A 23,513-nucleotide genomic window follows, 5' to 3' on the forward strand; every position below is an offset into this window, starting at 1 on the left:
GTGCCCAATGGACCCGGGATCATTACCTGCTCAGGCTGTCCCTCCGCTGGTGTTCGCCGCGGGGGACGTTGGGCCTGAACCGCTATTCTGGCTAAGGTGATGGTCTCAAACGGCTTTTGACCGTCTGCGGAAGTTGAACACGTCCAGGGAATCAGGGTAGGGGCCCGCGGTTTCCAAATGCTTAAAGAACCCTTGCGGGAAACCCCGGGAATCTCCGCGAAGTGAGTCCAAATTTGTGCGTCGCACAAAGATTCTTGACTTTTTTGTGCGTTGCACTAATTGTGGGCAGAGTCAGGGAGCCGGGGCTTCCCGACGAGAGCCAGGGAAAAGGATTCCGAAATGTTCAAGGTTGAAGACTTTCAGAACTACGGGAAAGAGCACTTCGAGCAGTACGTCGCCTCCGCGACCTCGGTGCAGCACGGCCTCCAGGCGATCGCCAGCGCCTATGGCGACTATACGAAGAAGTCGTTCGAAGACACCAAGTCCTTCGTCGAGAAGCTTTCCGGCGTGAAGTCGCTGGACAAGGCCATGGAAGCGCAGACCGATTTCGCCCGTTCCTCCTACGAGACCTTCGTTGCGGAATCGCAGAAGATCGCCGGCCTCTACAGCGACCTCGCCAAGCAGGCGTTCAAGCCGGTCGAGACCATCGTGTCGAAGTTCACCCCGGCTGCTCAGTAAATTTTTCAGGACGTCCTGGAATCGAAAAGCCCGGCTGAACCAGCCGGGCTTTTTGTTTGCACGCGGTCGATCCGTCAGCGCGCCACGCGCAGCTTGGACAGCGAGGTGCCGATGTCCTTGAACACCGAGACCGTCTGGCTCGCCGACGTGACCAGGTAGAACTTGTCGCTGCCGCTGGCGCAATATTGCAGCACGCTCGAGGTCGGGTCGCTGCCGGTGTTCACCTGCACCGTATAGATCGTGATGTTGGACGGCTGGGCCTTGGCATTGTCGCACAGAATCTTCTGCCGCGCGTCGATCTGCGAGGCGTTGCTGTACCAGCGGTTCTGCGTGTTGAGACCGTCCGACAGCAGCACGATCGCGTCCTTATACGTATAGTTGGTGTCCTTGGCCGGCGCGTTCATGGGATCGCCGGTCGAGAGCGTCATCCAGCCCCAGGCGAGGCCAATGCCCTGGTTGGTGTTGCCGGTCGGGACCAGATTGCCGATCAGCGTCTTGAGCGCGGACCAGTCGTAGCTCAGCGGCATGATCGGTTGGATGTAGGCCGAATTGCTGGAATTGCAGTACGAATACTGCTCCGCCGGGAACAGCGTCGACGAGTTGCTGATAACCGGAGTCGTATTCTTGGTGTCGTAGTCCTGATCGCGGTCGGTGACGCATCCCGTCCATTTGTTGTGGTTCTTCGGCGTCCACGTCTTGCCCGCGCTGACGCAGCCCGACTGTTGCTTGTACCAATTGTCGCTGCAGCTGCCATTCACCGCTTCCCAGTCGCTCCAGTCGATCCAGGACTTGTCATAGTTGCTGCTGCCGACGTTGACGTCCTTGGAAAACGGAACCACCGAGATGTAGACGTCGCCGTTGGTCTTGGCGAGCGTGCTGAGCTGGTCGACCAGGTTCTTCGCGGCCGTCTGCATGGCCGGCATCTTACCGTCGTCGGCCATCGATCCCGTGACGTCGAGCACCAGAGCCACGCGCATGCGCGTCAGGCCCCAGGCGCTGGTGGAGGTGGTGTCGATGCCGAGTGTCGGGAAGCCGGCGATCTTCATGAAGCTGGTCGTGTAGGTGCCGGTTCCGGTGAGCTGGATCGTCGAGCCGATGCTGGTGCTTGCGGTATAAGTGGCCCCAACGGTGACCGATGGCAGGGTCGTGGTGTTGGTGAACAGGGCATTGAAATAGGTTTGCGCCTTGCTGCTGATCTGCGACGTCGTGATCGTGCCGGCCGACAGGTCCCTGGAGAGCATCAGCGCGGTGGAGTCGAGGGCCGACTGCATGGAGGCGCGGGCCTGGGCGGCGCGGCTATAATCGATCGCGGCACCGACGAAGCTCAGCACCGGGACCAGCGCGATGGCGAAGATCACGGCGATATTGCCTTGCTCGGCCGCTGCAAAGCGGGCGAATAGTCGACCAAGGCGGCTGACGAGGGGCGGGCGTGACATGACAATCCCCGAAATCTGTGTTTTGCCCGATTTCGCGCCACGCCATTGAACGGCAGGTAAATTGGACCGTAGAAAACCGGAGCGACCCGCGTGAAACCGCCGCAGCCGGGTTAACAGCCGGGGTTCCTGGTCAACATGTTCTAAACGCGCGGGGGCGAAATTTTTGTCAAATCGGTCCGGATTGTTTAACCTTGCTCCCGATCGCCCGGACCGGGAATCGGGACTGCTGTGGCCGCATCGGCCGGACCTTTGCACGCTTGCGGCGGGCCGGGGGCAGGCCCATATTGCTGGCGAACGATCCGGCTTGGACCGGATTGTCGGGAGCGGCGATCCAACAAGGCGGCGCGCCTGCGCCAGGCTCCGAAGGGCGGGGTCGCGCGGCGACTGCCATTCGCTTCCATGGGGAATTTGAACGCCTGAGCCATGCCGCAATTGACTTCCAGACTCGACCTGTCCGCGCCAGCCGCTGCCTACGCTCCTCGCATGAGCAATGACGAGAACCGTTCGGGCAACCCCTCGGGTCCGAACACTTCGGTCATTACCAAGGTCAAGCCCAAGACCAAACGGCCGAACCTCTACCGCGTGCTGATCCTGAACGACGACTACACGCCGATGGAGTTCGTCGTCCACGTGCTGGAGAAGTTCTTCAACAAGGACATCGAGGCCGCGACCAAGATCATGCTGCACGTCCACCATCATGGCATCGGGGAGTGCGGCGTGTTCACTTACGAGATCGCCGAGACCAAGGTGACGCAGGTGATGGATTTCGCCCGCAAGCACCAGCATCCGCTGCAATGCGTGATGGAAAAGAAATAGTCGCCGGTCGCGTTCCTTAGAGTGGTTCTGTTCGCGTGGCGTGTGATGGCAGCACAACCTGCTGCATGATCCGGTGAACTTCGGCGCCGGCGTCAACCCTGCCCAAATGGGTAGTCTGCCCAAATCGGAACGGGTTTTGCATCGAAAATACCGCGGGTGTGTCGCTGCCGGAGTCGCGGAACCGGTCTTTCGCCGCGGTCTTGTATAACTATATGTGACAAAGGTTGTTGTTGCCTGACCGGGCGATCACGACCATGATGGTGGGGGCCATAGAGGACGCGAATGCCGACTTTTTCCCAAAGCCTTGAACAATCCCTGCATCGTGCACTGGCGATCGCAAACGAACGTCATCACCAATACGCGACGCTCGAGCATCTGTTGCTCTCCCTGATCGACGACTCCGATGCAGCCGCCGTCATGCGCGCCTGTAGTGTCGATCTCGACAAGCTCCGCACGAGCCTGGTTAATTATCTTGAGACCGAGTTCGAGAATCTGGTCACCGATGGCGCCGACGACGCCAAGCCGACCGCCGGCTTCCAGCGCGTGATCCAGCGCGCCGTGATTCACGTGCAATCCTCCGGTCGTGAAGAGGTGACCGGCGCCAACGTGCTCATCGCGATCTTCGCCGAGCGCGAGAGCCACGCCGCGTATTTCCTGCAGGAGCAGGACATGACGCGCTATGACGCGGTCAACTACATCAGCCACGGCATTGCCAAGCGGCCTGGCGTCTCCGAGGCGCGGCCGGTGCGCGGCGTCGACGAGGAGACCGAGACCAAGGGTGCCGAAGACGCCAAGAAGAAGGGCGAGGCGCTCGAGACCTATTGCGTCAACCTCAACAAGAAGGCGCGCGACGGCAAGATCGACCCGGTGATCGGACGCAACTCCGAGATCAACCGTGCGATCCAGGTGCTGTGCCGCCGGCAGAAGAACAACCCGCTGTTCGTCGGCGAAGCCGGCGTCGGTAAGACCGCGATTGCGGAGGGCCTCGCCAAGCGCATCGTCGACAGCGAGGTGCCGGAAGTTCTGGCGGCTGCCACCGTGTTCTCGCTCGACATGGGCACGCTGCTCGCGGGCACGCGCTATCGCGGCGACTTCGAAGAGCGCCTGAAGCAAGTGCTGAAGGAGCTCGAGGCGCATCCCAACGCCATCCTGTTCATCGACGAGATCCACACCGTGATCGGTGCGGGCGCGACGTCGGGCGGGGCGATGGATGCCTCGAACCTGCTCAAGCCGGCGCTGGCCTCGGGCACCATCCGCTGCATGGGCTCGACCACCTACAAGGAATACCGTCAGCACTTCGAGAAGGACCGCGCGCTGGTGCGGCGCTTCCAGAAGATCGACATCAACGAGCCGACGGTCGAGGACGCGATCGCGATCCTCAAGGGTCTCAAGCCGTACTTCGAGGACTACCACCGGCTGAAGTACACCAACGAGGCGATCGAGGCCGCGGTTCAGCTCTCCTCGCGCTACATCCACGACCGCAAGCTGCCGGACAAGGCGATCGACGTGATCGACGAGTCCGGTGCGGCGCAGATGCTGGTGGCCGAGAACAAGCGCAAGAAGACCATCGGCATCAAGGAGATCGAGACCACGATCGCCTCGATGGCGCGGATCCCGCCGAAGAGCGTGTCGAAGGACGATGCCGAGGTGCTCAAGCATCTCGAGCAGACCCTGAAGCGCACCGTGTTCGGCCAGGACAAGGCGATCGAGTCGCTCGCGGCATCGATCAAGCTGGCGCGTGCCGGCCTGCGCGAGCCGGAGAAGCCGATCGGCTGCTACCTATTCTCGGGTCCGACCGGCGTCGGCAAGACCGAGGTTGCAAAGCAGCTGGCGGCAAGCCTCGGCGTCGAGCTGTTGCGCTTCGACATGTCCGAGTACATGGAGCGGCACACCGTATCGCGCCTGATTGGTGCGCCTCCCGGCTATGTCGGCTTCGACCAGGGCGGCTTGCTCACCGACGGCGTCGACCAGCATCCGCATTGCGTGGTGCTGCTCGACGAAATCGAGAAGGCGCATCCCGATCTCTACAACGTGCTGCTGCAGATCATGGATCACGGCCGGCTCACCGACCACAACGGCAAGCAGGTCAATTTCCGCAACGTGATCCTGATCATGACCACGAACGCGGGGGCTTCCGATCTCGCCAAGCAGGCGTTCGGCTTCACGCGCTCCAAGCGGGAAGGCGACGACCACGAGGCGATCAACCGGCAGTTCGCGCCGGAATTCCGCAACCGTCTCGATGCCATCGTCTCGTTCGGCCATCTCAGCGTCGAGGTGATCGGCACCGTGGTCGAGAAGTTCGTGCTTCAGCTCGAAGCCCAGCTCGGCGACCGCGACGTCACCATCGAGCTGTCCGAGCCCGCCAAGGCCTGGCTGGTCCAGCATGGTTACGACGAGCAGATGGGCGCACGTCCCATGGCCCGCGTGATCCAGGAACACATCAAGAAGCCGTTGGCTGACGAGGTGCTGTTCGGCAAGCTGAAGGGCGGCGGCCATGTCCGCGTCATCCTGGTCAAGGACGAGGCTGACGAGACCAAGGACAAGATCGGCTTCGAATTCGTCGAGGGGCCGGTCACGCCGAAGCAGGAGAAGCTCCCGGGCACCCGCAAGCGCCCGCCGGGCAAGTCCAAGCCGGGCGGCCCCGGCGGCTCGAAGGGGCCGACCTCCAAGGGCCCGCTGGTCAAGGCTTGATCGGCACGCCATGAGAATTGAAAAGGCCGGCTGAAAAGCCGGCCTTTTCATTGATGCGATGTCGTACCGCAGAACGGCCTACGTACCGGCCTCCGGCGCGCGCGGCGGCAGGGGCCTCTTCGGAGCGGCCGGCCGGGCGCCGCGGGCAGGGACCGACGGCTGCATCGTTACAATGACCGGGTTTGGCTTGTGATCGGTGGCCGCCCCCGTCGCGGCGTCGACCCCCATGCCGACGACGCCGCCGAGCAAGAGGTTGCCGGCGAAGCCGGTGGCCCCGGTGCCTGAAACTTCCTTGGTGAGCTGCACCGTCTGGGATTGATAGCCTTCCTTCTCGAAGGTGATCGTGATGTCGGCGTTACGCTTGGCGACGATGGCGCAGGGTGTGGTGCAGGTGGTGGGCACTTCGAGCCCGGAGACCATGGCTTCCACGCCTGACGGTGTCGATGAGATGCTGATGTTTTCGGTCGTGCCGCGCGTCACAGACGCGCAGCCGCCCAGCATGACGCTGAGCGCCACAATTCCCAATGAACGCATGAAGTGCCCCTTATTCCCCACGCCAATCAAGCGCAACCGGAGCGCGAGGGCAATAGGTCATTGGTCCGGATAGTTAAGCCACGCAGGGGTTGTGCACGGAATGGCCGGTACCTGGAAGTGGGGCTCCGTCAGTCGCCCCGCAGGCGCTGATCGTCCTGCACGCGGACGTGTTCGGCGCCGCGCGCGCCAACCGGAGACAGCCGCAGCATGCTCAGCACCGCGCCGCAGAGTGCAAACCCGACGCCCACGAGCAGCGCCAGCCTGGTCCCCTCAACCGGATACCGTCCGAGCAACAACGCGACCAGTGCGGCGCCGGTGGTCTGGCCGAGCAGGCGCGCCGTGCCGAGCATGCCGCTGGCGCCGCCGGCGCGCTCGCGCGGGGCGGCTGCGATCATGGTCCGGTTGTTGGGGGTCTGGAACAGACCGAACCCGGCGCCCGCCAACGCCATGCGCCAGATCACGTCGAACGGTGTGGGGTCTGCGGGCAGGAAGGCGAGCGCGGCAAGGCCGCAGGCGAACAGCGTGAGGCCGATGCCGCCGAGCAGGCCGGCCGGATAACGCTCGACCAGGCGGCCGGCGAGGGGCGCTGCGAACGCCACGGCGATCGGCCATGGCGTGATCAGGAGGCCCATATGGACCGCCGAATAGCCGAAGCGGCTCTGGAGGTAGAAGGGGATCGCGACGAAGGCCAGCATCTGCCCGCAGAACGAGGCGATCGAGGTTGCGATCGACAGCGCGAACACCGGGATGCGCAACAGGTCGACCGGCAGCAGCGGCGAGGTCATGTGGGTTTCGCGCCAGATCAGCAGCGCGCCTGCGACGATGGCGATGGCGAACTGCACGAGGCAGGTGATGGCGGCCTCGCCATGACCGACGCTGTCGACGGCCGCGATCCCGACGCCGAAGGTGATCGCCGAAAGCCCCGCGCTCTGCCAGTCGAACGAATGGCTGGCGGGCCTTGTGTGCGGCAGGCTGCGCAGGCCCAGCACCAGCGTCACCGCGCCGAGCGGCACGTTGATGGCGAACAGCCACGGCCAGCTTCCGACCGCCAGGATGCCTGCGGCGAGCGTCGGGCCGATGGCGGCCGAGAAGGCGACGACGAGCGCGTTGAGCCCGATGCCGCGGCCGAGCTGGCTGCGCGGGTAGGTGAAGCGCACCAGCGCCGCGTTGACGCTCATGATGCCGGCCGCGCCAAAGCCCTGGATGATGCGCGCGATCGTGAGCAGCGGCAGCGTATGCGCCAGCGCGCAGAAGGCGGACGCCAGCGTGAACAGCACCAGCCCGACCAGATAGACGCGGCGATAGCCGACGATCTCGCCGAGCGAAGCCAGCGGCAGCAGCGAGATCGTGATCGCGAGCTGGTAACCGTTGACGATCCAGATCGAGAAGGCCGGACTGGCGTCGAGGTCGGCCGCGATCGTCGGCAGCGCGACATTGGCGATCGCGCTGTCGACCACCGCCATGATGATGCCGAGCGCAATGGTCAGCACCGCCTGGTTGCGCTGCGGCTGCGGCAGGCCGTCGGCATGCTCGATGGGGGCGGACGACATGATGGAGGCGCGCTTGATTCGAGCCGTGTTTCATCTCCGATAGGAAATTGCCGGATTGACGGCAACCCGTCAGGCTTTCCGCAGTTCCCGCAACGGAAGCGCTCGTGGCGGCTCGGCAAACACAAAGATTCTTGCGCTAGACCGCCGGCGGATTACGGTCGGTAAAGGTCGTGCGCTGGTGCCAATAGGGGTATGGCAGCGTCACCTTGCTCGCGGCGTCGAGCTTGGCGATCTGGTCCTTGGTCAGCGACCAGCCGACCGCGCCGAGATTTTCGCGCAGCTGCGTCTCGTTGCGCGCGCCGATGATCAGCGTCGATACGGTCGGGCGCTGCAGCAGCCAGTTCAGCGCGATCTGCGACACGCTCTTGCCGGTTTCCTTGGCGACCTCGTCGATGGCATCGACGACACGATAGACGTGCTCGTCCGGCACGGGCGGGCCGAACTCGGCGGTCTTGGGCAGGCGGCTCACCTCGGGCTTCGGCTGGCCGCGGCGGATCTTGCCGGTGAGGCGTCCCCATCCGAGCGGCGACCAGACCACGGCACCCAGCCCCTGGTCGAGGCCGAGCGGCATCAGCTCCCATTCGTAATCGCGCCCGATCAGCGAATAATAGGTCTGGTTGGCGACATAGCGCGGAAAGCCGTGCTTGTCGGCAACGGAGAGCGACTTCATCAGGTGCCAGCCCGAAAAATTGGAAACGCCGACATAGCGGATCTTGTCGGCGCGCACGAGCGTATCGAGGGTCGCGAGCACCTCCTCGGGCGGGGTGAAGGCGTCGAAGCCGTGGAGCTGGAACAGGTCGATGTAGTCGGTGCCGAGCCGGCTCAGTGAACCGTGGATGGCTGCGAGCAGATGCTGCCGTGACGAGCCGATGTCGTTCGGGCCATCGCCGAAGCGAAACGTGGCCTTGGTCGAGACCAGCACCTTGTCGCGGCGGCCCTTGATGGCTTCGCCGAGAACGCGCTCGGACTCGCCGAGCGAATAGACATTCGCAGTGTCGAACATCGACACGCCGGCTTCGAGGCAGATGTCCAGCAGGCGCCGCGCCTCGGTCGCGTCGGTCGTGCCCCACGCGGCAAGGCGGCCGACGCCGCCGAACGTGCCGGTGCCAAGGCTCAAAGCGGGCACCATGAGGCCTGAGCGGCCCAAGCGTCGGTATTCCATCGATATGCTCCTCGGCTGGCCGCTGATTGATCGTTGCCGCCTTGCACCGAGGTTAGCGCAAGCGGGTGCCTTGTCCTATCACGCGCTCACATACCGGCCTTGCTTGGACGCCCTAATCGTGCCGAAGCATGTCGTCGAATGCGGCATCAACGATGCGCGGGCCGACAATCTTCGCCGAAAATTTCGCCTCGTCCTTTGCCACAGATGGGGGAGCGCAGCCGAGCTCACGATTGCGCGTCTGCTGCGGCAGGAGAGTCAAACCCCATCCCACCACGACCAGCACGGCGAGACGGAGAGCGATGACGCTCAGTAACAGCTCCGATCCGCTGATCGTGGACTGAGTCCTCATGCGTCGCAGCCTGATCCCCGCGGCAACACAAGACAATCTGGAATTGGCGAGCGTTGCCTTCGTCCAGGACGAAGGCTTGCGAAGATGGCTGCTCAGTGCCGCAGCCGGCTCTGCCTGAAGTCGCGCGGCGACATCCCGAAATGCTCGCGGAAGACCCGGCCGAAATGCGAGAGGTCGTTAAAGCCCCAGGCGAAGGCGATCTCGCTGATGCGGCGATGGACGAGCATGGGCGAGGCGAGGTCGCGCCGGCACTGCGCAAGGCGCTCGGCGAGGACGTAACGTTGGAACGAGGTCTCCTCGTCCGCGAGAAGGTCGTTCACATAGCGCGGCGAGATGCCGAGCGCGGCGGCGGCCTCCGGCAATGAAAGGTCGGGGTCGGCGAGATGGGCGCGGACATGCGCCTTGAGCCGGTAGATCAGCGCGGAGCGATGGGTCGAAGATGGCAGCGACGTCTTGCCGAGCCGTTCGCTCAGCGCCATGGCGAGCAGGTCGACCGCCTGTTCGGACAGAACGGCGGCGTTGCCAGGGGCGAGCCGGTCGGCGCTCTGGCAAAGCCGGAAGATGAAATCATAGGCGAGCCGCTCGAGCGGTGCCTCAGTGCCGAACGACATCGCCGTCAGCGTCTCCGTGCCGCCGAGCCGGCGCTGCAACATCTCGCGCGGCACCTTGAAGATGGTCTGCGTGAAAGCGTCGTTGAACTTCAGCTCATAGGGGCGCGTGGTGTCGTAGAGCGCGAATTCGCCGGGATGAACCACGGTCTCACGGCCGTCTTGCACCACGCCGCCATCGCCGCGATGGCCGAGCGCGACCAGGACGAAATCCTGATCCGAGCGCGCGATGCGGGAGGGCGTGCGGAACACATGCTGGCGGTCGGAGCAGACCTCGGAGCACACCGCCTTGCCGAGCGGGATTTGCGTCACCGAGCCGCGAAAGGCGCTGCCGAGATCGGACTTGCAGTCGAGCCCGACGAAGACGTCGCAGACGATGTCCTGCCAGAGGGCGAGCCGCCGGTAGCCGGGGCTGCCGTCCGTCGTGAACTGGATTGGCATCGGCAGGCCTCCCTTTCACATCCAGCGAAATCGCATGTTGGCGCAGATCCAGCCCGATCCGAGGCAAAACCCGTACCGGGCCGAAATCCTGGCCGGTCGAGTTTTTGTTCCGCCGCGGTCGAGCGTCCGATTGCCCGCTTTGGCCCAATAGACTGCATCGGAGATGGCTTCCGATCAACCGGCAATGGAGGCGGCAATGGGCATCGAACATCCGAAATACAAGGTGGCGGTGGTGCAGGCGGCGCCGGCCTGGCTCGATCTCGACGCCTCCATCGACAAGTCGATCGCGCTGATCCGGGACGCGGCCGAGAAGGGCGCCAGGCTGATCGCTTTTCCCGAGGCTTTCATCCCCGGTTACCCCTGGCATATCTGGATGGACTCGCCGGCCTGGGCGATCGGCCGCGGCTTCGTGCAGCGCTATTTCGACAACTCGCTGTCCTATGACAGCCCGCAGGCCGAGCGCTTGCGTGATGCCGTGCGCAAGGCCAAGCTCACCGCCGTGATCGGCCTGTCCGAACGCGACGGCGGCAGCCTTTATCTCGCGCAATGGCTGATCGGGCCCGATGGCGAGACCATCGCCAAGCGCCGCAAGCTGCGGCCGACCCATGCCGAGCGCACCGTCTACGGCGAGGGCGACGGCAGCGATCTCGCAGTCCACGCGAGGGCCGACATCGGCCGTCTCGGCGCGCTGTGCTGCTGGGAGCATCTCCAGCCGCTGTCCAAATACGCGATGTACGCCCAGAACGAGCAGGTGCATGTTGCGGCCTGGCCGAGCTTCTCGCTCTACGATCCCTTCGCGCCGGCGCTCGGCGCCGAGGTCAACAACGCCGCCTCGCGTGTCTATGCGGTGGAGGGCTCCTGCTTCGTGCTCGCGCCTTGCGCGACGGTCTCGCAGGCGATGATCGATGAGCTCTGCGATCGGCCGGACAAGCACGCGCTGCTGCATGCCGGTGGCGGCTTTGCCGCGATCTACGGTCCCGACGGCAGCCAGATCGGCGACAAGCTGGCGCCGGATCAGGAGGGGCTATTGATCGCCGAGATCGACCTCGGCGCCATCGGTGTTGCCAAGAACGCGGCAGATCCGGCCGGGCATTATTCGCGGCCCGACGTGACGCGGCTGCTGCTCAACAAGAAGCGGTACCAACGCGTCGAGCAATTTGCGTTGCCGGTGGACACCGTCGAGCCCACGGACATTGCCGCGGCAGCGAGCTGATCACCGAGATCGAGAGGAGGGTACGATCATGGAATCTGCAATTCCTCAGCATCTCGAGACCCAGCGCACGCGCCACAAGCGCGTGCCTGATGATTACCAGCCGCCATATCCGTCCTTCGTGGCGCGCTACAAGCCGACAGTGAGCCGCGTCGTGATGGCTTACTTCGGCGTGCAGTATCGCGGCGCGGCGCCGGCGGCCGCAACGGAGGCGCTTGCCGAAATCGCGGGGCGGTTCGCTGCGCAAGGCGGACCCTCCCATTGGGATCGCGCGCGCTATGTCGACCAGGCCGGGCACGAGACCTTCGTCTCGGTCGCCTATTGGGACGACGTTGCGCGCTTCGACGCCTGGTTCGAACCGGCACGCGCGGCATGGACCGGGAGGCGGCGCGAGGGTGTCGGCACCTTCATCGAGGTGCTGCGTCCCATTGTGGCGCGACACGAGACGCTGTTCTCTTCGCCCGACCGGACCGAGGGTGTCGCGGCCATCGCTGGCGGCATGAGCGGCGAGGTGCAGGAGCACGCTTATTGGGGCGGCATGCGCGATCGTATCCCGCTGTCGCAAACCGACGCGATGACGCCCGGCGGCGCGCCGGAGCTGATCCGGGACGGCGCGCGGCTACGCGTGAGGGCGCACGACAATCTCTGCCTGATCAGATCCGGACAAGATTGGAGCGATACCGAGGCATCCGAGCGAAAGCTCTATCTCGACGATGTCGAGCCGGTGCTACGCGAAGGCATGGATTTCCTGCGCGACGACGGTCTTGCGATCGGCTGCTATGCCAACCGCTACATGCAGGTGCTCCAGGCCGACGGCAGCATGAGCGAAAAGTCCTACGGCCAGAGCTGGTGGAAGAGCCTGGCGGCGCTCGAACGCTGGGCGGAGTCGCATCCGACCCATGTCAGGATTTTTGGCGCGGCGATGAAATATCTGTCGACGCTCGGGCCGTCAGCCAGGCTGCGGCTCTATCACGAGGTCACGGTGGCGGCCGCCGACGAGCAGTTCTTCGAATATCTGGACTGTCACCCGAAGACCGGGATGCTGGCGGCGATCGAGACGGTCATCGCTTAGACGACGCAGTGGCCGAGCAGCTCGGGATGTGCGGCGCAGATGTGATGCGCGCCGGCGTCCCTGAGCTCGGTCTCGCTGCCATAGCCATAGAGCACGCCGATCGCGGTCATGCCGTTGGTGCGGGCGCCGATCACATCGTGGCTGCGGTCGCCGATCATGATGGCGCTGCTCGCGTCGACCTTGGTCTCGTCGAGCGCGTAGCGCAGCAGGTCGCGCTTGTCGACGCGGGTGCCGTCGAGCTCGGAGCCGAACACACGCTCGAAGTACGGCTTCAGGCCGAAATGATCGACGATGCGGGTGGCGTAGACCGCGGGCTTGCTGGTTGCGACGAACATCCGCGGCGTCGTGGCGGCCACCGCGGCGAGCGTGTCGTGGATGCCCTGATAGAGCGCATTCTCGAACAGGCCGACCTCGGAAAACCGCTCGCGGTAGAGTAGCAGCGCCCGGTCAGCAAGTTCGTCGGTTCCGACGAGCCTCTTCAGGCTGGCATGCAGCGGCGGCCCAATGCACCAGGTCAGCTCGTCCTGGCTCGGGACCGGCTGGTCGAGTTTTTTCAGGGCATACTGGATCGAACCGGTGATCCCGGGCTTTGGATCGGTGAGTGTGCCGTCGAGATCAAAATAGATTGTCCGCATTTTGGCCGAGCTCAGCGTTGATTGTTCCGGCCGTTGCTAGTTGCCTTGGGGCCCGAGTTCAAGGGCTTGGAGCGAAATGCAGCTTGGTGGGGTCCAGAAGCTGATCTGGCAGTTGCTCGTGGCAGCGTTCGTCTGCACGCCGGCGCTGGCCGAGGACGCACCGGTTCCTCCCACGCAGCTCGGCCCCGAAGCCCCCGCAAAACCGTCGCCATCGCCCGATTCGGCGCGCGAGAGCGACACGCGGGAGTCGATCTGCCTGATCATCGAGGCCGCCGCGCGCGATGCCAATCTCCCGCTGGAATTCTTCGCCCGGGTGATCTGGCAGGAAAGCCGCTTCCAGGCCGACGCGGTAGGCCCGACGACACGCAGCGGCGAGCACGCACAGGGGATCGCGCAGTTCATGCCGGGCACCGCGAGCGAGCGCGGTCTGCTTAATCCGTTCAATCCGGTGCAGGCATTGCCGAAGTCGGCAGAGTTTCTGAATGAGCTGCGCAACCAGTTCGGCAATCTCGGCCTTGCGGCCGCCGCCTACAACGCAGGTCCGCGGCGCGTGCAGGAATGGCTCGCCGGCACCGGCGGCATGCCGGAGCAGACCCGCAACTACGTCTACGCGATCACTGGGACGAGCGTCGATGCCTGGGCCAAGGCGGGTGCGACCGGCAAGGGCCCGCCGAGCGCGCCGCCGACCAGCTGTCGCGACCTGATGGCGCTGCTCAAGCGCGCGCCGAATGCTTTCGTCGCCGAGCTCGAGCAGCATGTCGAGCTGGCGGCCGCAAAAGCCTGGGGCGTGCAGCTCGCCGCTGGTTTCGACCGCAACAGGGCGCTGGCGATGTATTCCCGCGCCGTCACGCGGCTCGGCACCGCAATCGGCGACCACGATCCGAGCCTTTTGAGCTCGGTGATGCGCAGCCGCGGCACCCGCGCGTTCTACCAAGTGCGCATCGGTGCCGACACGCGCAGCGAGGCGGATGATCTCTGTAACCGGATCCGGAAGGCCGGCGGGGCGTGCTTCGTGCTAAAGAATAAGGGCGTGAGCGGGTAGCTCCAATCGTCATTCCGGGGTGCCCTCTTGGGCACGAGCCCGGAATGACAGCGGTGGGGGTGTCGCGCATGCCAGCCCCGCCGCCTGTTTCCTTGACGCGAGCCGCCGCATCGCCCGTTATGCAAGCACGATTCCTCACCCGGCCAAGTCTTCCGTGGCGCTCCCTCCGCTCGATTCACCGCAATGGAATAGCCCCTGGCTTGCTTTCGGCTGGGGGCTGCGCTCGATCACGCAGACGATCCTCACCATCGTGCTGTTCGTGACCTATCTCGGCATCGGCGCGCTGGCACATGACACCCATTTCAGCCTGGTCTGGGCGCTCGCCTCGACGCTGTTCGTCTGGGCGGGGCCGGCGCAGATCATCCTGATCACCACGCTGGGCTCCGGCGCCACCGTCATCCAGTCGGCGATTGCAGTCACCGTCAGCGCCATCAGGCTATTCCCGATGGTGGTCTCGGTCTTGCCGCTGATGCGCACGCCGACGACCAAACGGCGCGAGCTGGTCTTTGCCGCGCATCTCACCGCGGTGACGTTGTGGGTCGAATGCCACCGCTTCCTGCCGCTTGTGCCGCGTGAGCGGCGCATCGCCTTCGTTCACGGGCTCGGCTGTGGCCTCGTCTCGGTGTGCCTCGTCGCCAACACGGTCGGCTATTTCCTCGCCGCCAACCTGACCCAGACGCTTGGCGCGGCGATCCTGCTGCTGACGCCGCTGTCCTTCCTGTTCTCGACCGCGCGCAACAGCCGCGAGGTCGCCGATGTCGTCGCGCTCGTGCTGGGCATCTTGCTGTATCCGCTCGCCGCGAAGATGAGCTCCGGCGTCGATATCCTGATCAGCGGGGTGGTGGCCGGCACGATCGCCTATGGCGTGCATTGGTGGCGCGAGGTGCGCGCATGAGCTTTGCGCAAGCGATCGGCGACTGGCACGCGCTGGCGGTGCTGTTCGTCGCCGGCGTCATTCCCAACCAGATATGGCGCATGCTGGGACTGTGGTTCGGCGGCGGCATCGACGAAGGCTCCGAACTGCTGGTCTGGGTGCGGGCGGTCGCCACCGCGATTCTGGCCGGCGTCATCGCCCAGATCGTGGTCGAGCCGCCGGGGGCGCTGGCGAGCGTGCCCGATACCCTACGCTATGGCGCGGTTGGCGCTGGCCTCGTCGTCTTCCTGCTGACCCGCCGCTCGATTTTCGCGGGCGTGGTGACCGGTGAAGTCTTCATGCTGGCCGGCAAGTGGTGGTTGGGCTAAAACCGCCGGCGAACAGTCAAGGAACAGGAAATATGGTTCGCGAACAGGAGCTCCGCGAGGGCGAGGTCGCCATCGAGCTGCCACCGACGCAAGATGCCGGTCTCGTCTTCATCGGGCGTATTCGTACGCCCTGGACCTCGCGGCTGGAGACGCCGCGGCAGGGGCGTCAGGATGGTCCGATCTGCCGGCTCGAGATCTTCGAGCCGTTCGTGCCGGCCATCAAGGGGGTCGATTTCTACAGCAATCTCGAAGTGCTCTACTGGCTCGACCAATCGCGCCGCGACATCATCCTGCAGAGCCCGAAGAACAACGAAAAGACCCGCGGCACGTTCTCGCTGCGCTCGCCGGTGCGGCCCAATCCGATCGGCACGTCGATCGTGAAGCTGGTCGGCATCGAGGGCAATGCGATCCTGGTGCGCGGTCTCGATTGCATCGACAACACGCCGCTGATCGACATCAAGCCCGACCGCTGCGAGTTCACGCCATTGGCGGCGCCGCAGCCGGGGGATTTCGAGACGGAGTAATCTGTCATTCCGGGGCGCGCCGAAGGCGCGAGCCCGGAATCCATCAGGCGTCAGCGTCGGTGGTGAAATGGATTCCGGGCTCGCGCCAAGGGGGCGCGCGCCGGAATGACATCAACCCTTCAACGCCGCGATCAGTCTCGCCGCGTGCTCTTCCAATACCTTGGCGTCTTCCTTGCGGCTGGCGGGCGGCAGCATCGCCACGCCGTCGTGGCGCGGCATCACGTGCATGTGCAGGTGAAACACCACTTGTCCGCCGGCGGGCTCGTTGAATTGCTGGATGGTGATGCCGTCGGCCTTGAACGCCTTCATTGCAGCCGCCGCGATTTTGTGCGCGCCGCGGGCGACGTGGGCGTAGTCGTCAGGCTTGATGTCGAGGATGTTGCGGGCAGGGGCCTTCGGGATCACGAGCGTGTGGCCAGGCACGCGCGGCATGATGTCAAGGAACGCGAAGACGTGCTCGTCCTCATAGACCTTGGAGCAGGGCAGCTCGCCGCGCAGGATCTTGGCGAAGATGTTGTTGGTGTCGTAGGCGGTCATGACGGCTCCCCAAGAAATTTGCGCTCGGAATTTTGCGCTTACTGTCACCAGCCGCGGCAAACCGTCAAGGCGCCTCGTCGGCGCCTTTCCGGAACGGGCCGAGCTCGGCAAGCTCCCGTCCGGCCTCGGCGACATAGGCGCGCTCGCGCTTGAGGTAATCGTCGATGGCGCGGCGCAGGCCGGGATCGGCGATGAAGTGCGCGGAATGGGTGGTGCGCGGCAGGTAGCCCCGCGCGATCTTGTGCTCGCCTTGCGCGCCGGCCTCGACATGGGTAAGGCCGCGTTTGATCGCGAAGTCGATCGCCTGGTAATAGCAGACCTCGAAATGCAGGAACGGGTGATGCTCGACCGCGCCCCAGTTGCGGCCAAACAGCGTGTCCGAGCCAATGAAGTTGATCGCGCCCGCGATCCAGCGATTGTTGCGGCGGACCATCACCAGCAGCACGTCCTCGCTCATGGTCTCGCCGATCAGCGAGAAGAACTCGCGCGTCAGATAGGGACGGCCCCATTTGCGCGACCCGGTCTCCATGTAGAACATGAAGAACGCATCCCAGGCGTCCTCGGTGATGTCCTTGCCGGTGAGCCAGTGGATCGTGATCCCGGCGGGAAGCGCGTCGCGCCGCTCGCGCTTGATCGACTTGCGGTGGCGCGAGTTCAGCGTCGCCAGGAAGTCGTCGAAGCCAGTAAAGCCCTCATTGTGCCAGTGGAACTGCTGGTCGGTACGCTGCAGGAAGCCGTGCTCGGCGAGCAGCTTCCACTCGGCCTTCTGTGCGAAGGTGACGTGGACGGAGGAGGCCTTGCTGACGCCGCAGAGCGCCACCAGCCCGCTCGCCAGTGCGTCCATGATGCGCTCGTGATCGACGCCGTCACGGACCAGCAGGCGCGGGCCTGTGGCCGGTGTGAAGGGAACCGAGACCTGGAGCTTCGGATAGTAGCGCCCGCCGGCGCGCTCATAGGCGTCCGCCCAGCCGCGGTCGAACACGTACTCGCCTTGCGAATGCGATTTCAGATAGCAGGGCACGACACCGGCGACGCGGCCGTCGACCTTGGCCACGAGATGCCGCGGTCCCCAGCCGGTGCGGATTGTCGCCGAACCGGATTTCTCGACGGCGGACAGAAAGGCGTGCGAGACGAAAGGGTTATAGGCGGGTTTTAAGAGGCCGAGGGAGTCGCCTGGAAGTCCAGATGAGGTTCCCGCGCCAAGCCCGTTGCAGGCCTTTTCGTAGAGCCTTTTCGTTATAAGAGCCTTGCCGGGATTGGCACAGGCGTCCCAGTCCTCCGGGGATACCTCACCAATCGAAGGTACGGCCTCGAGCGTGATTTCGGATGATGCCATTGTTGCCCAAGATCGTGCATTGCAGCAGCGACTTCAAGGGGGCGGGAACGCAGCTCTCGTGCCCCGGACGCAGCGTAACGCGCCGGCGATGCGAGGCATCGTCCGCGCTGCAGAGCCGGGCCCATCTCACCGCGTAGCGTGCCGCCTTCTGGGTCCAGGCTCTGCGCCGCCACGCCAAAGCGTTGCAGCTTGTCCGGGACACGAGACCATTCCTACGCCACGAACCCCTCAAAGATCATCTGATCGGCATGTTGCCCGACCCGCGTCCGCTGCTCCGGGGTGCGGACGGTCCAGCCGAGCAGGGCGCAGCCGAAGACGTTGCGGGCGATCCAGGGAGCGGGGGCCGGGAGGTCGTCGACCCTGAAGGCAACGAAGTGGGGCTGGGTCTGAAAGCCGTGGCGCAGATACAGCATGCTGTCGCGCTGTTCCTGCGTGAGCTTGGCCCAATAGTCGTCCTCATAGGTCCGCTGCGCGACGATGCCGCGCGGGCGGGAGGGCAACAGCTCGCGCAGTGCCAGCACCTGGTCGGGATCGAACGACATGCCGACGGCGGGGCCGTCATAGGACGCCAGCACCTCGGCCATCCGCTTCACCAGCTTGCGGTCGCCGCCAAAATGGCTTTTCACCTCGATCACCAGCGGGACCCGGCCGGCGACCATGGCGCAGAGGTCGGACAGCGACATCATTCGCTGGTCCGTGTCCTTGAATTTGACAGCCTTCAGCTCCGCCGCGGACTTCGACACGACCTCGCCGGTGGCCTCGGTGAGGCGGCCGAGCGCATGGTCGTGATGCACCATGGCCTCGCCGTCGGCCGAGAGCTGGATATCGACCTCGATCGAAAAATTGCCCGATATCGCAGCCTGCACCGCGCCAGGCATGTTCTCGACAATGCCGCGGGAAATGTCATGCAGGCCGCGATGGGCGACCGGCCGGGCTGTCAGCCAATCAGGAGCGCGCATGCGCGTCAGGCGACCTCGAACACGCCATCGACCTCGACCGCCGCGTCTGCCGGCAAAGAGGCGACGCCGACGGTGGTGCGGGCATGGCGGCCCTTGTCACCGAAGGCGGCGACCATCAGGTCGGAGGCGCCGTTCAGCACCTTCGGCCCATCCAGAAAATCGGGGGCCGAGTTGATGAAGCCGCCGAGGCGCACCACGCGCACCACCTTGTCGAGGTCGCCGAGTGCCGCCTTGACCTGGGCCAGCAAATTGACCGCGCAGCCGCGGGCGGCCGCCGCGCCGTCTTCGATCGAGACGCCGGCGCCCAGCTTCCCCTTGGCGATCAGCTTGCCGGCGGGGTCGAAGCAGACCTGGCCGGAGACGAACAGCAAATTACCGGTGCGCACGAACGGGACGTAATTGGCCACGGGGGTAGGGGCCTCGTGCAGCTTGATGCCCTGTTCCGCCAGCTTTTGCTCGACCGTGCCCGCCATGTTCGACCTCGTTGTCCAGAAATTCCATTCGCCCCGGCGCATCCGTGGGAGGCCGGCCGCGCCCTGTTTCGCCCATCGTGCCGCCACATGCAAGTAAACCGCAGCAGGCTGCCTTTTGCCGAGGCGAGGCCGCAGGTTCAACGGCAGGGCCGCAACTTTACGTGAAACGGCCTCAGTTGCGACGCAATGGAACGGTCATTAAAATGTCGAATCTGCGCATCCCAAGGACGCGTCCCCAAGGAACAGACATGGTGCACCTTTTCCGGACTTCGCTCGGTGTAATGGCGCTCGCGGCGGCCTGTTTAGGCCTCGCCGACGGCGCGCAGGCCGCCAATGGTCCGTTCCTTGCGCACCAGGCGCTTTACGATCTCAGCCTGGTGAAATCGCGCTCCAATTCGGTGAGCAGCGCGCGGGGCCGAATTCTCTACAACTTCACCGGAAGCTCGTGCGAAGGCTACACGTCTGAATTCCGCCAGGTGTCCGAGCTCGACAGCGGCGAGGGCAAGGTCACGCTGAGCGACCTCCGCTCCAACTCCTGGGAAGACGCCGGGGGGAAAAGCTATCGCTTCAAGATCGAGACCCGCATGAACGAGGCCGATGCCGGCCGCGTCGACGGCTCGGCCGAGCGCGACGGCGACCACATCAATGTCAAGCTGAAGCTGCCGGCGCCCAAGAATTTCACGCTCGACGGCAAGATCGTGTTCCCGACCGAGCAGATCCAGCGCATCATCGCCGCCGCCAAGGACGGCAAGCCGCTGCTCGAGCTCTCCGTCTATGACGGCTCCGACGACGGCCAGAAGGTCTACAACACGCTGACCGTGATCGGCCAGCCGATCCCCGCCGACCGCGCCGCCGCGCCGGATCCGTCGACCTCCGACGAGCACATGAAATCGCTCAAGCGCTGGCCCGTCACGGTCAGCTATTTCGACCGTGAGGCCCAGCAGAAAGAGGGCGAGCAGACGCCGGTCTATGCGATGGCGTTCGAGCTCTACGAAAACGGCGTCTCGCGCCAGCTCGTGCTCGATTACAACGACTTTGTCATTTCCGGCGCGATGGGCAAGTTCGATGTCAAGGACAGCAAGCCCTGTAATTGAGGGATTGTTGCTACAGCTGCGTACCGCGCACACCATCACCGTCACCCTGAGGTGGCCGCTTCTTCAGCGGCCCTCGAAGGGCGACGGCCCGGCCGTATCAGCGGGGCCGTGCATCCTTCGAGGCTTCCCATACGCCGCTTCGCGTCGCATGGCGCGCACCTCAGGATGACGGTGCACGAGTGTTGCGCGTCGCATCTAGCTCTTGTCATGATCTCCCGCTACGCTCCATCCTAACCAAAAACCTCAGGGAGCCAGCCCATGCCCAAGCTCGATCATCTCCGTCCCAGCGGCCTGCATCACAATCCCGCTTATTCGCACGTCGTCACCGCCACCGGCGCGCGCACCATCTACATTTCGGGACAGGTCTCGACCGACGAGGAGGGGCGGATCGTCGGTGAGGGCGATATCGCCGCGCAGACCACGCAGGTGATGCAGAATCTCGGACACGCGCTGAAGGCGGCCGGAGCGAGCTACTCCAACATCGTGAAGATCACGACCTTCGTCGTGAACTACAAGCCGGAGCTGCGCCCGATCATCGGCAAGGCCCGCTCGGCCTTCTTCGAAGGCATGGAGCCGCCGGCGTCGACCCTGGTCGGCGTCTCCGCGCTCGCAGCGCCGGAATGGCTGATCGAAATCGAGGCGGTGGCGGTCGCGGATTGATTTTCGTAGCCCGGATGGAGCGCAGCGCAATCCGGGAAGTCTGCCGCTGAGGACGCACTGCCCCGGATTTCGCTGCGCTCCATCCGGGCTACAAGTGCTTCGCTTTGGACGCCTCTCGCAGGACGGCCATTGCTTCGTCGGCCCTGTCGGCGGGCACAAAGAGATGGTCGTGGTGAAAGGCCGACACGGCGTTCACACTGATGCCGGCGTCGGCGAGGCGCGCCGTGATCGCAGCCAGGAAGCCGACCGCATCGAGCGCAGAGTGAACCGTCAGGGTGATCAGGCGTGAGGGGAACGCGTAGCGAAGCCCCGCCGCTTCGGCCTCTTCGCGAGGGATCACGAGCGTCGTGCCTTCCTGTTCGCGGAACGTCAGCAGCGGATTGAGCCCTGCGGGCACGGGCTCGTTCTGCGGTATCGCGCAGAACACGAAGGTGCCGTTCAGCATCTCCGGCTTCATGTTGCTCAGCAGCGCGTCGAGATCGCGTTCCCCTGTCACGGGCCAACCCCTGAAGCCTTGGCCAACATACCTTTGTATATCTCCTCTAAGCCTTCTCATACGCCGACCTTACGCTCGTACAATTGAGTGACGGCGGCGGATTCTTACAATTTGAGTCCACTCGGGTCACTGCGAGGAAGCTCAATGAATGTCGTCATTCGAAAGCTCAACGGTTTGTGGCACCTCATTGTCGGGTCTTGTCAGATCCGAACTCCGTTCCTGGAAACGCAGGATCGGCAGCTGGTCGTCCAGTATGCCAGGCGCGCCTATCCGGGGGCACGGATCTTTGAACGCGACTGAGCAGAGCAGGTCCCGATCACTCCTGCGCCTTCTCCGGGCCCTCATACGCGATCCCGCGGATCACCGCGGCGCTGCCGAATTTCTTGCGCAGGCTGTCCACCGCGCGCTCGGCGTGGGCGGCGCGGCGGTCGAGCATGTCGGTGTCGTCGGCCGGCGAGCCCTCGCGCAGCGCGCTGACGCCGGCGCCCATCAGGCGGAAGGCGGTGCCGTCGATCTCCTTGGCCAGCATCTCGCGGCAGATCGCAAAGATCTTTGCGGCGAGCTGGGTCGGGGCCGCGATCGACTGCGAGCGCGTGCGCTGGCGGAAATCTGCGGTCTTCAGCTTCAGCGTGACGGTCGAGCCGCCAAGCTCGCTGCTCTTGAGCCGCGACGAGGTCTTCTCGCACAGCCGCCACAGGATCTTCTCCAGCGTCGCGAAATCGCGGATGTCGGTCTCGAAGGTGGTTTCGCTCGATATCGTCTTGGCGCCCCGGTCAGGCTCGACGCGGCGGTCGTCGATGCCGCGGGCGAGCCGCCAGAGCCTGCGGCCATCGCTCGGAAACTGCCGCATCATCTCGATCTCGTCGGCCTTCTGCAGATCGGCGATGATGCGGAAGCCGCGCTGGACCAGGCGCTCCTGCGTCGCAGGTCCGACGCCGAAGATGAAGCCGACGGGCTTCTCGGCAAGCATCGATCGCGCTTCCTCCTGGTCGAGCGCGGCGAAGCCCCGCGGCTTGTCGAGGTCGGAGGCGATCTTGGCCAAAAACTTGTTGCAGGACAGGCCGACCGAGACGGAGATGCCGATGTCGCGCTCGACGTCGCGGGCAAAGCGCGCCAGCACCTTTGCCGGGATCATGCCGTGCACCCGTTCGGTGCCGGAGAGATCGAGGAAGGCCTCGTCGATCGAGAGCGGCTCGACCAGCGGCGTCAGCGCCTGCATGGCCTGACGCACCTCGCGGCCGACGCGGACATATTTGGCCATATCCGGCGGGATCACGGTCGCGTGCGGGCAGGCTTCCAACGCCTTGAACATCGGCATGGCCGAGCGCACGCCATAGGTGCGGGCGATGTAGCAGGCGGCCGACACCACGCCGCGTTTTCCCCCGCCGATGATGACCGGCTTGTCGGCAATGTCAGGATTGTCGCGCTTCTCGACCGTCGCATAGAAGGCGTCGCAGTCGATGTGGGCGATGGTCAAGCCCGCGAGCGCGCGGTGGCGGACGAGGCGAGGGGAACCGCAGGCGGAACAGCGCCGCACGCCCATGTCGAGATCGGCCGAACAATCCCGGCAGAAGCAACGAGGCCCGGCCGGGTCGGGAACGGTCACGGCACGTCACGCTCCCAGGAGGGGTCGCCGAGCGCGTCGCCGAGGACCTGCCGCGCCGCCGCGACGTTGGTCGGATGCAGTTCCGCGGTCGAGGCAAAGGCCTTCACAGTGGCGTCATCGCGCAGCACGAAATCGAGCACGCTGAGCAGGAAATTGGGGTCCGCGGCGGCATTGCGCAGGGTCTCCGGACCGACCCCTGTCTCGGCCAGAAACAGGCCCAGCCGCTCGGGATCGCTCGCAACGAAAGAGAGCGCCTGAATCGCAACGATTTCAGCGACTTCGCGGGGGTTGTGAACAGGCTTTTTCAAGGGGACGGTTTGCCTTTCCGTTAACTTTCGGTCTCTAATTTGGAATCATCATGC

General features: G+C 64.8%; 25 protein-coding genes. 11 read left to right on the forward strand and 14 right to left on the reverse strand.

The window, feature by feature from the left end:
- The first annotated feature begins 339 nt into the window (after nucleotides 1-339).
- On the forward strand, nucleotides 340-678 hold the full coding sequence (locus tag GGD67_RS32820; RefSeq protein ID WP_028143975.1) for a phasin family protein: 339 nt from the start codon (nucleotides 340-342) through the stop codon (nucleotides 676-678).
- 74 nt (nucleotides 679-752) lie between these two features.
- Here the strand turns inward: GGD67_RS32820 and GGD67_RS32825 are convergent, their stop codons facing one another.
- Nucleotides 753-2,114: a TadE/TadG family type IV pilus assembly protein gene (locus GGD67_RS32825; protein ID WP_179738607.1), complete on the reverse strand. Its 1,362-nt coding sequence runs from the start codon at nucleotides 2,112-2,114 to the stop codon at nucleotides 753-755.
- A 483-nt stretch (nucleotides 2,115-2,597) separates the two neighbouring features.
- Here GGD67_RS32825 and clpS point away from each other — a divergent pair, with 483 nt between their 5' ends.
- Both clpS and clpA read left to right on the forward strand, forming a co-directional pair.
- Nucleotides 2,598-2,930 (forward strand): ATP-dependent Clp protease adapter ClpS, encoded by a 333-nt coding sequence (gene clpS, locus GGD67_RS32830; protein ID WP_026202494.1) that lies wholly within the window; start codon nucleotides 2,598-2,600, stop codon nucleotides 2,928-2,930.
- Between the two features lie 282 nt (nucleotides 2,931-3,212).
- A complete protein-coding gene (clpA, locus tag GGD67_RS32835; RefSeq protein ID WP_104462224.1) occupies nucleotides 3,213-5,621 on the forward strand; it encodes an ATP-dependent Clp protease ATP-binding subunit ClpA in 2,409 nt (802 codons plus the stop codon).
- Between the two features lie 78 nt (nucleotides 5,622-5,699).
- On the opposite strand, the gene GGD67_RS32840 is transcribed toward clpA, so the two are convergent.
- From GGD67_RS32840 to GGD67_RS32860, 5 genes are all read right to left on the reverse strand, one after another.
- Nucleotides 5,700-6,155: a PEGA domain-containing protein gene (locus GGD67_RS32840; protein WP_179738609.1), complete on the reverse strand. Its 456-nt coding sequence runs from the start codon at nucleotides 6,153-6,155 to the stop codon at nucleotides 5,700-5,702.
- 128 nt (nucleotides 6,156-6,283) lie between these two features.
- On the reverse strand, nucleotides 6,284-7,705 hold the full coding sequence (locus GGD67_RS32845) for an MFS transporter (protein ID WP_179738611.1): 1,422 nt from the start codon (nucleotides 7,703-7,705) through the stop codon (nucleotides 6,284-6,286).
- 136 nt (nucleotides 7,706-7,841) lie between these two features.
- Nucleotides 7,842-8,867, reverse strand: a complete 1,026-nt coding sequence (locus tag GGD67_RS32850; RefSeq protein WP_179738613.1) for an aldo/keto reductase — start codon at nucleotides 8,865-8,867, stop codon at nucleotides 7,842-7,844.
- A 112-nt stretch (nucleotides 8,868-8,979) separates the two neighbouring features.
- On the reverse strand, nucleotides 8,980-9,216 hold the full coding sequence (locus tag GGD67_RS32855; protein WP_179738615.1) for a hypothetical protein: 237 nt from the start codon (nucleotides 9,214-9,216) through the stop codon (nucleotides 8,980-8,982).
- A gap of 92 nt (nucleotides 9,217-9,308) precedes the next feature.
- Entirely contained in the window at nucleotides 9,309-10,265 is a 957-nt protein-coding gene (locus tag GGD67_RS32860; RefSeq protein WP_179738617.1) for a helix-turn-helix domain-containing protein, read from the reverse strand.
- Between the two features lie 196 nt (nucleotides 10,266-10,461).
- On the opposite strand from GGD67_RS32860, the gene GGD67_RS32865 reads away from it, so the two are divergent.
- Entirely contained in the window at nucleotides 10,462-11,478 is a 1,017-nt protein-coding gene (locus tag GGD67_RS32865) for a carbon-nitrogen hydrolase family protein (protein ID WP_179738619.1), read from the forward strand.
- Between the two features lie 28 nt (nucleotides 11,479-11,506).
- On the forward strand, nucleotides 11,507-12,547 hold the full coding sequence (locus GGD67_RS32870) for a phenylacetaldoxime dehydratase family protein (RefSeq protein ID WP_179738621.1): 1,041 nt from the start codon (nucleotides 11,507-11,509) through the stop codon (nucleotides 12,545-12,547).
- On the opposite strand, the gene GGD67_RS32875 is transcribed toward GGD67_RS32870, so the two are convergent.
- Entirely contained in the window at nucleotides 12,544-13,182 is a 639-nt protein-coding gene (locus GGD67_RS32875) for an HAD family hydrolase (protein WP_092257682.1), read from the reverse strand. The genes GGD67_RS32870 and GGD67_RS32875 overlap by 4 nt on opposite strands.
- Nucleotides 13,183-13,258: 76 nt before the next feature.
- Between GGD67_RS32875 and GGD67_RS32880 the strand changes: the two genes are divergently transcribed.
- The 4 genes from GGD67_RS32880 (at nucleotide 13,259) to tsaA (ending at nucleotide 15,990) form a co-directional block, all read left to right on the forward strand.
- Nucleotides 13,259-14,224 carry a lytic transglycosylase domain-containing protein gene (locus GGD67_RS32880; protein WP_092257679.1) on the forward strand — a complete coding sequence of 322 codons (966 nt, stop codon included), beginning with the start codon at nucleotides 13,259-13,261 and terminating at the stop codon, nucleotides 14,222-14,224.
- 154 nt (nucleotides 14,225-14,378) lie between these two features.
- Nucleotides 14,379-15,119, forward strand: coding sequence for an AzlC family ABC transporter permease (locus GGD67_RS32885; RefSeq protein ID WP_179738623.1), 741 nt, complete (start codon nucleotides 14,379-14,381; stop codon nucleotides 15,117-15,119).
- Nucleotides 15,116-15,466 (forward strand): AzlD domain-containing protein, encoded by a 351-nt coding sequence (locus tag GGD67_RS32890; RefSeq protein ID WP_018321135.1) that lies wholly within the window; start codon nucleotides 15,116-15,118, stop codon nucleotides 15,464-15,466. Before GGD67_RS32885 ends, GGD67_RS32890 begins: the two co-directional genes overlap by 4 nt.
- A gap of 32 nt (nucleotides 15,467-15,498) precedes the next feature.
- Nucleotides 15,499-15,990 (forward strand): tRNA (N6-threonylcarbamoyladenosine(37)-N6)-methyltransferase TrmO, encoded by a 492-nt coding sequence (gene tsaA / locus GGD67_RS32895; protein ID WP_018321134.1) that lies wholly within the window; start codon nucleotides 15,499-15,501, stop codon nucleotides 15,988-15,990.
- A gap of 111 nt (nucleotides 15,991-16,101) precedes the next feature.
- On the opposite strand, the gene GGD67_RS32900 is transcribed toward tsaA, so the two are convergent.
- From GGD67_RS32900 to GGD67_RS32915, 4 genes are all read right to left on the reverse strand, one after another.
- Nucleotides 16,102-16,527, reverse strand: coding sequence for an HIT domain-containing protein (locus GGD67_RS32900; RefSeq protein ID WP_018321133.1), 426 nt, complete (start codon nucleotides 16,525-16,527; stop codon nucleotides 16,102-16,104).
- 64 nt (nucleotides 16,528-16,591) lie between these two features.
- Entirely contained in the window at nucleotides 16,592-17,863 is a 1,272-nt protein-coding gene (locus tag GGD67_RS32905) for a GNAT family N-acetyltransferase (RefSeq protein WP_179738625.1), read from the reverse strand.
- A 212-nt stretch (nucleotides 17,864-18,075) separates the two neighbouring features.
- Nucleotides 18,076-18,822, reverse strand: coding sequence for a glycerophosphodiester phosphodiesterase (locus GGD67_RS32910; protein WP_179738627.1), 747 nt, complete (start codon nucleotides 18,820-18,822; stop codon nucleotides 18,076-18,078).
- Nucleotides 18,823-18,827: 5 nt separating this feature from the next.
- On the reverse strand, nucleotides 18,828-19,295 hold the full coding sequence (locus GGD67_RS32915; RefSeq protein WP_018321130.1) for a RidA family protein: 468 nt from the start codon (nucleotides 19,293-19,295) through the stop codon (nucleotides 18,828-18,830).
- Between the two features lie 248 nt (nucleotides 19,296-19,543).
- Here GGD67_RS32915 and GGD67_RS32920 point away from each other — a divergent pair, with 248 nt between their 5' ends.
- A complete protein-coding gene (locus GGD67_RS32920) occupies nucleotides 19,544-20,389 on the forward strand; it encodes a cell envelope integrity EipB family protein (RefSeq protein WP_179738629.1) in 846 nt (281 codons plus the stop codon).
- A 258-nt stretch (nucleotides 20,390-20,647) separates the two neighbouring features.
- Nucleotides 20,648-21,049 carry a RidA family protein gene (locus GGD67_RS32925; RefSeq protein ID WP_179738631.1) on the forward strand — a complete coding sequence of 134 codons (402 nt, stop codon included), beginning with the start codon at nucleotides 20,648-20,650 and terminating at the stop codon, nucleotides 21,047-21,049.
- Nucleotides 21,050-21,137: 88 nt separating this feature from the next.
- Here the strand turns inward: GGD67_RS32925 and GGD67_RS32930 are convergent, their stop codons facing one another.
- From GGD67_RS32930 to GGD67_RS32940, 3 genes are all read right to left on the reverse strand, one after another.
- Nucleotides 21,138-21,545, reverse strand: coding sequence for an ACT domain-containing protein (locus tag GGD67_RS32930; RefSeq protein ID WP_179738633.1), 408 nt, complete (start codon nucleotides 21,543-21,545; stop codon nucleotides 21,138-21,140).
- Between the two features lie 316 nt (nucleotides 21,546-21,861).
- Complete coding sequence (locus GGD67_RS32935; RefSeq protein ID WP_179738635.1) at nucleotides 21,862-23,151, reverse strand: DNA polymerase IV; 1,290 nt, start codon at nucleotides 23,149-23,151, stop codon at nucleotides 21,862-21,864.
- Nucleotides 23,148-23,459 carry a DUF3572 domain-containing protein gene (locus GGD67_RS32940; RefSeq protein ID WP_018321125.1) on the reverse strand — a complete coding sequence of 104 codons (312 nt, stop codon included), beginning with the start codon at nucleotides 23,457-23,459 and terminating at the stop codon, nucleotides 23,148-23,150. Before GGD67_RS32940 ends, GGD67_RS32935 begins: the two co-directional genes overlap by 4 nt.
- Nucleotides 23,460-23,513 lie beyond the last annotated feature (54 nt).

Origin of the sequence: Bradyrhizobium sp. IAR9, from assembly GCF_013408065.1 — a bacterium.
Taxonomy (GTDB): Bacteria; Pseudomonadota; Alphaproteobacteria; order Rhizobiales; family Xanthobacteraceae; genus Bradyrhizobium.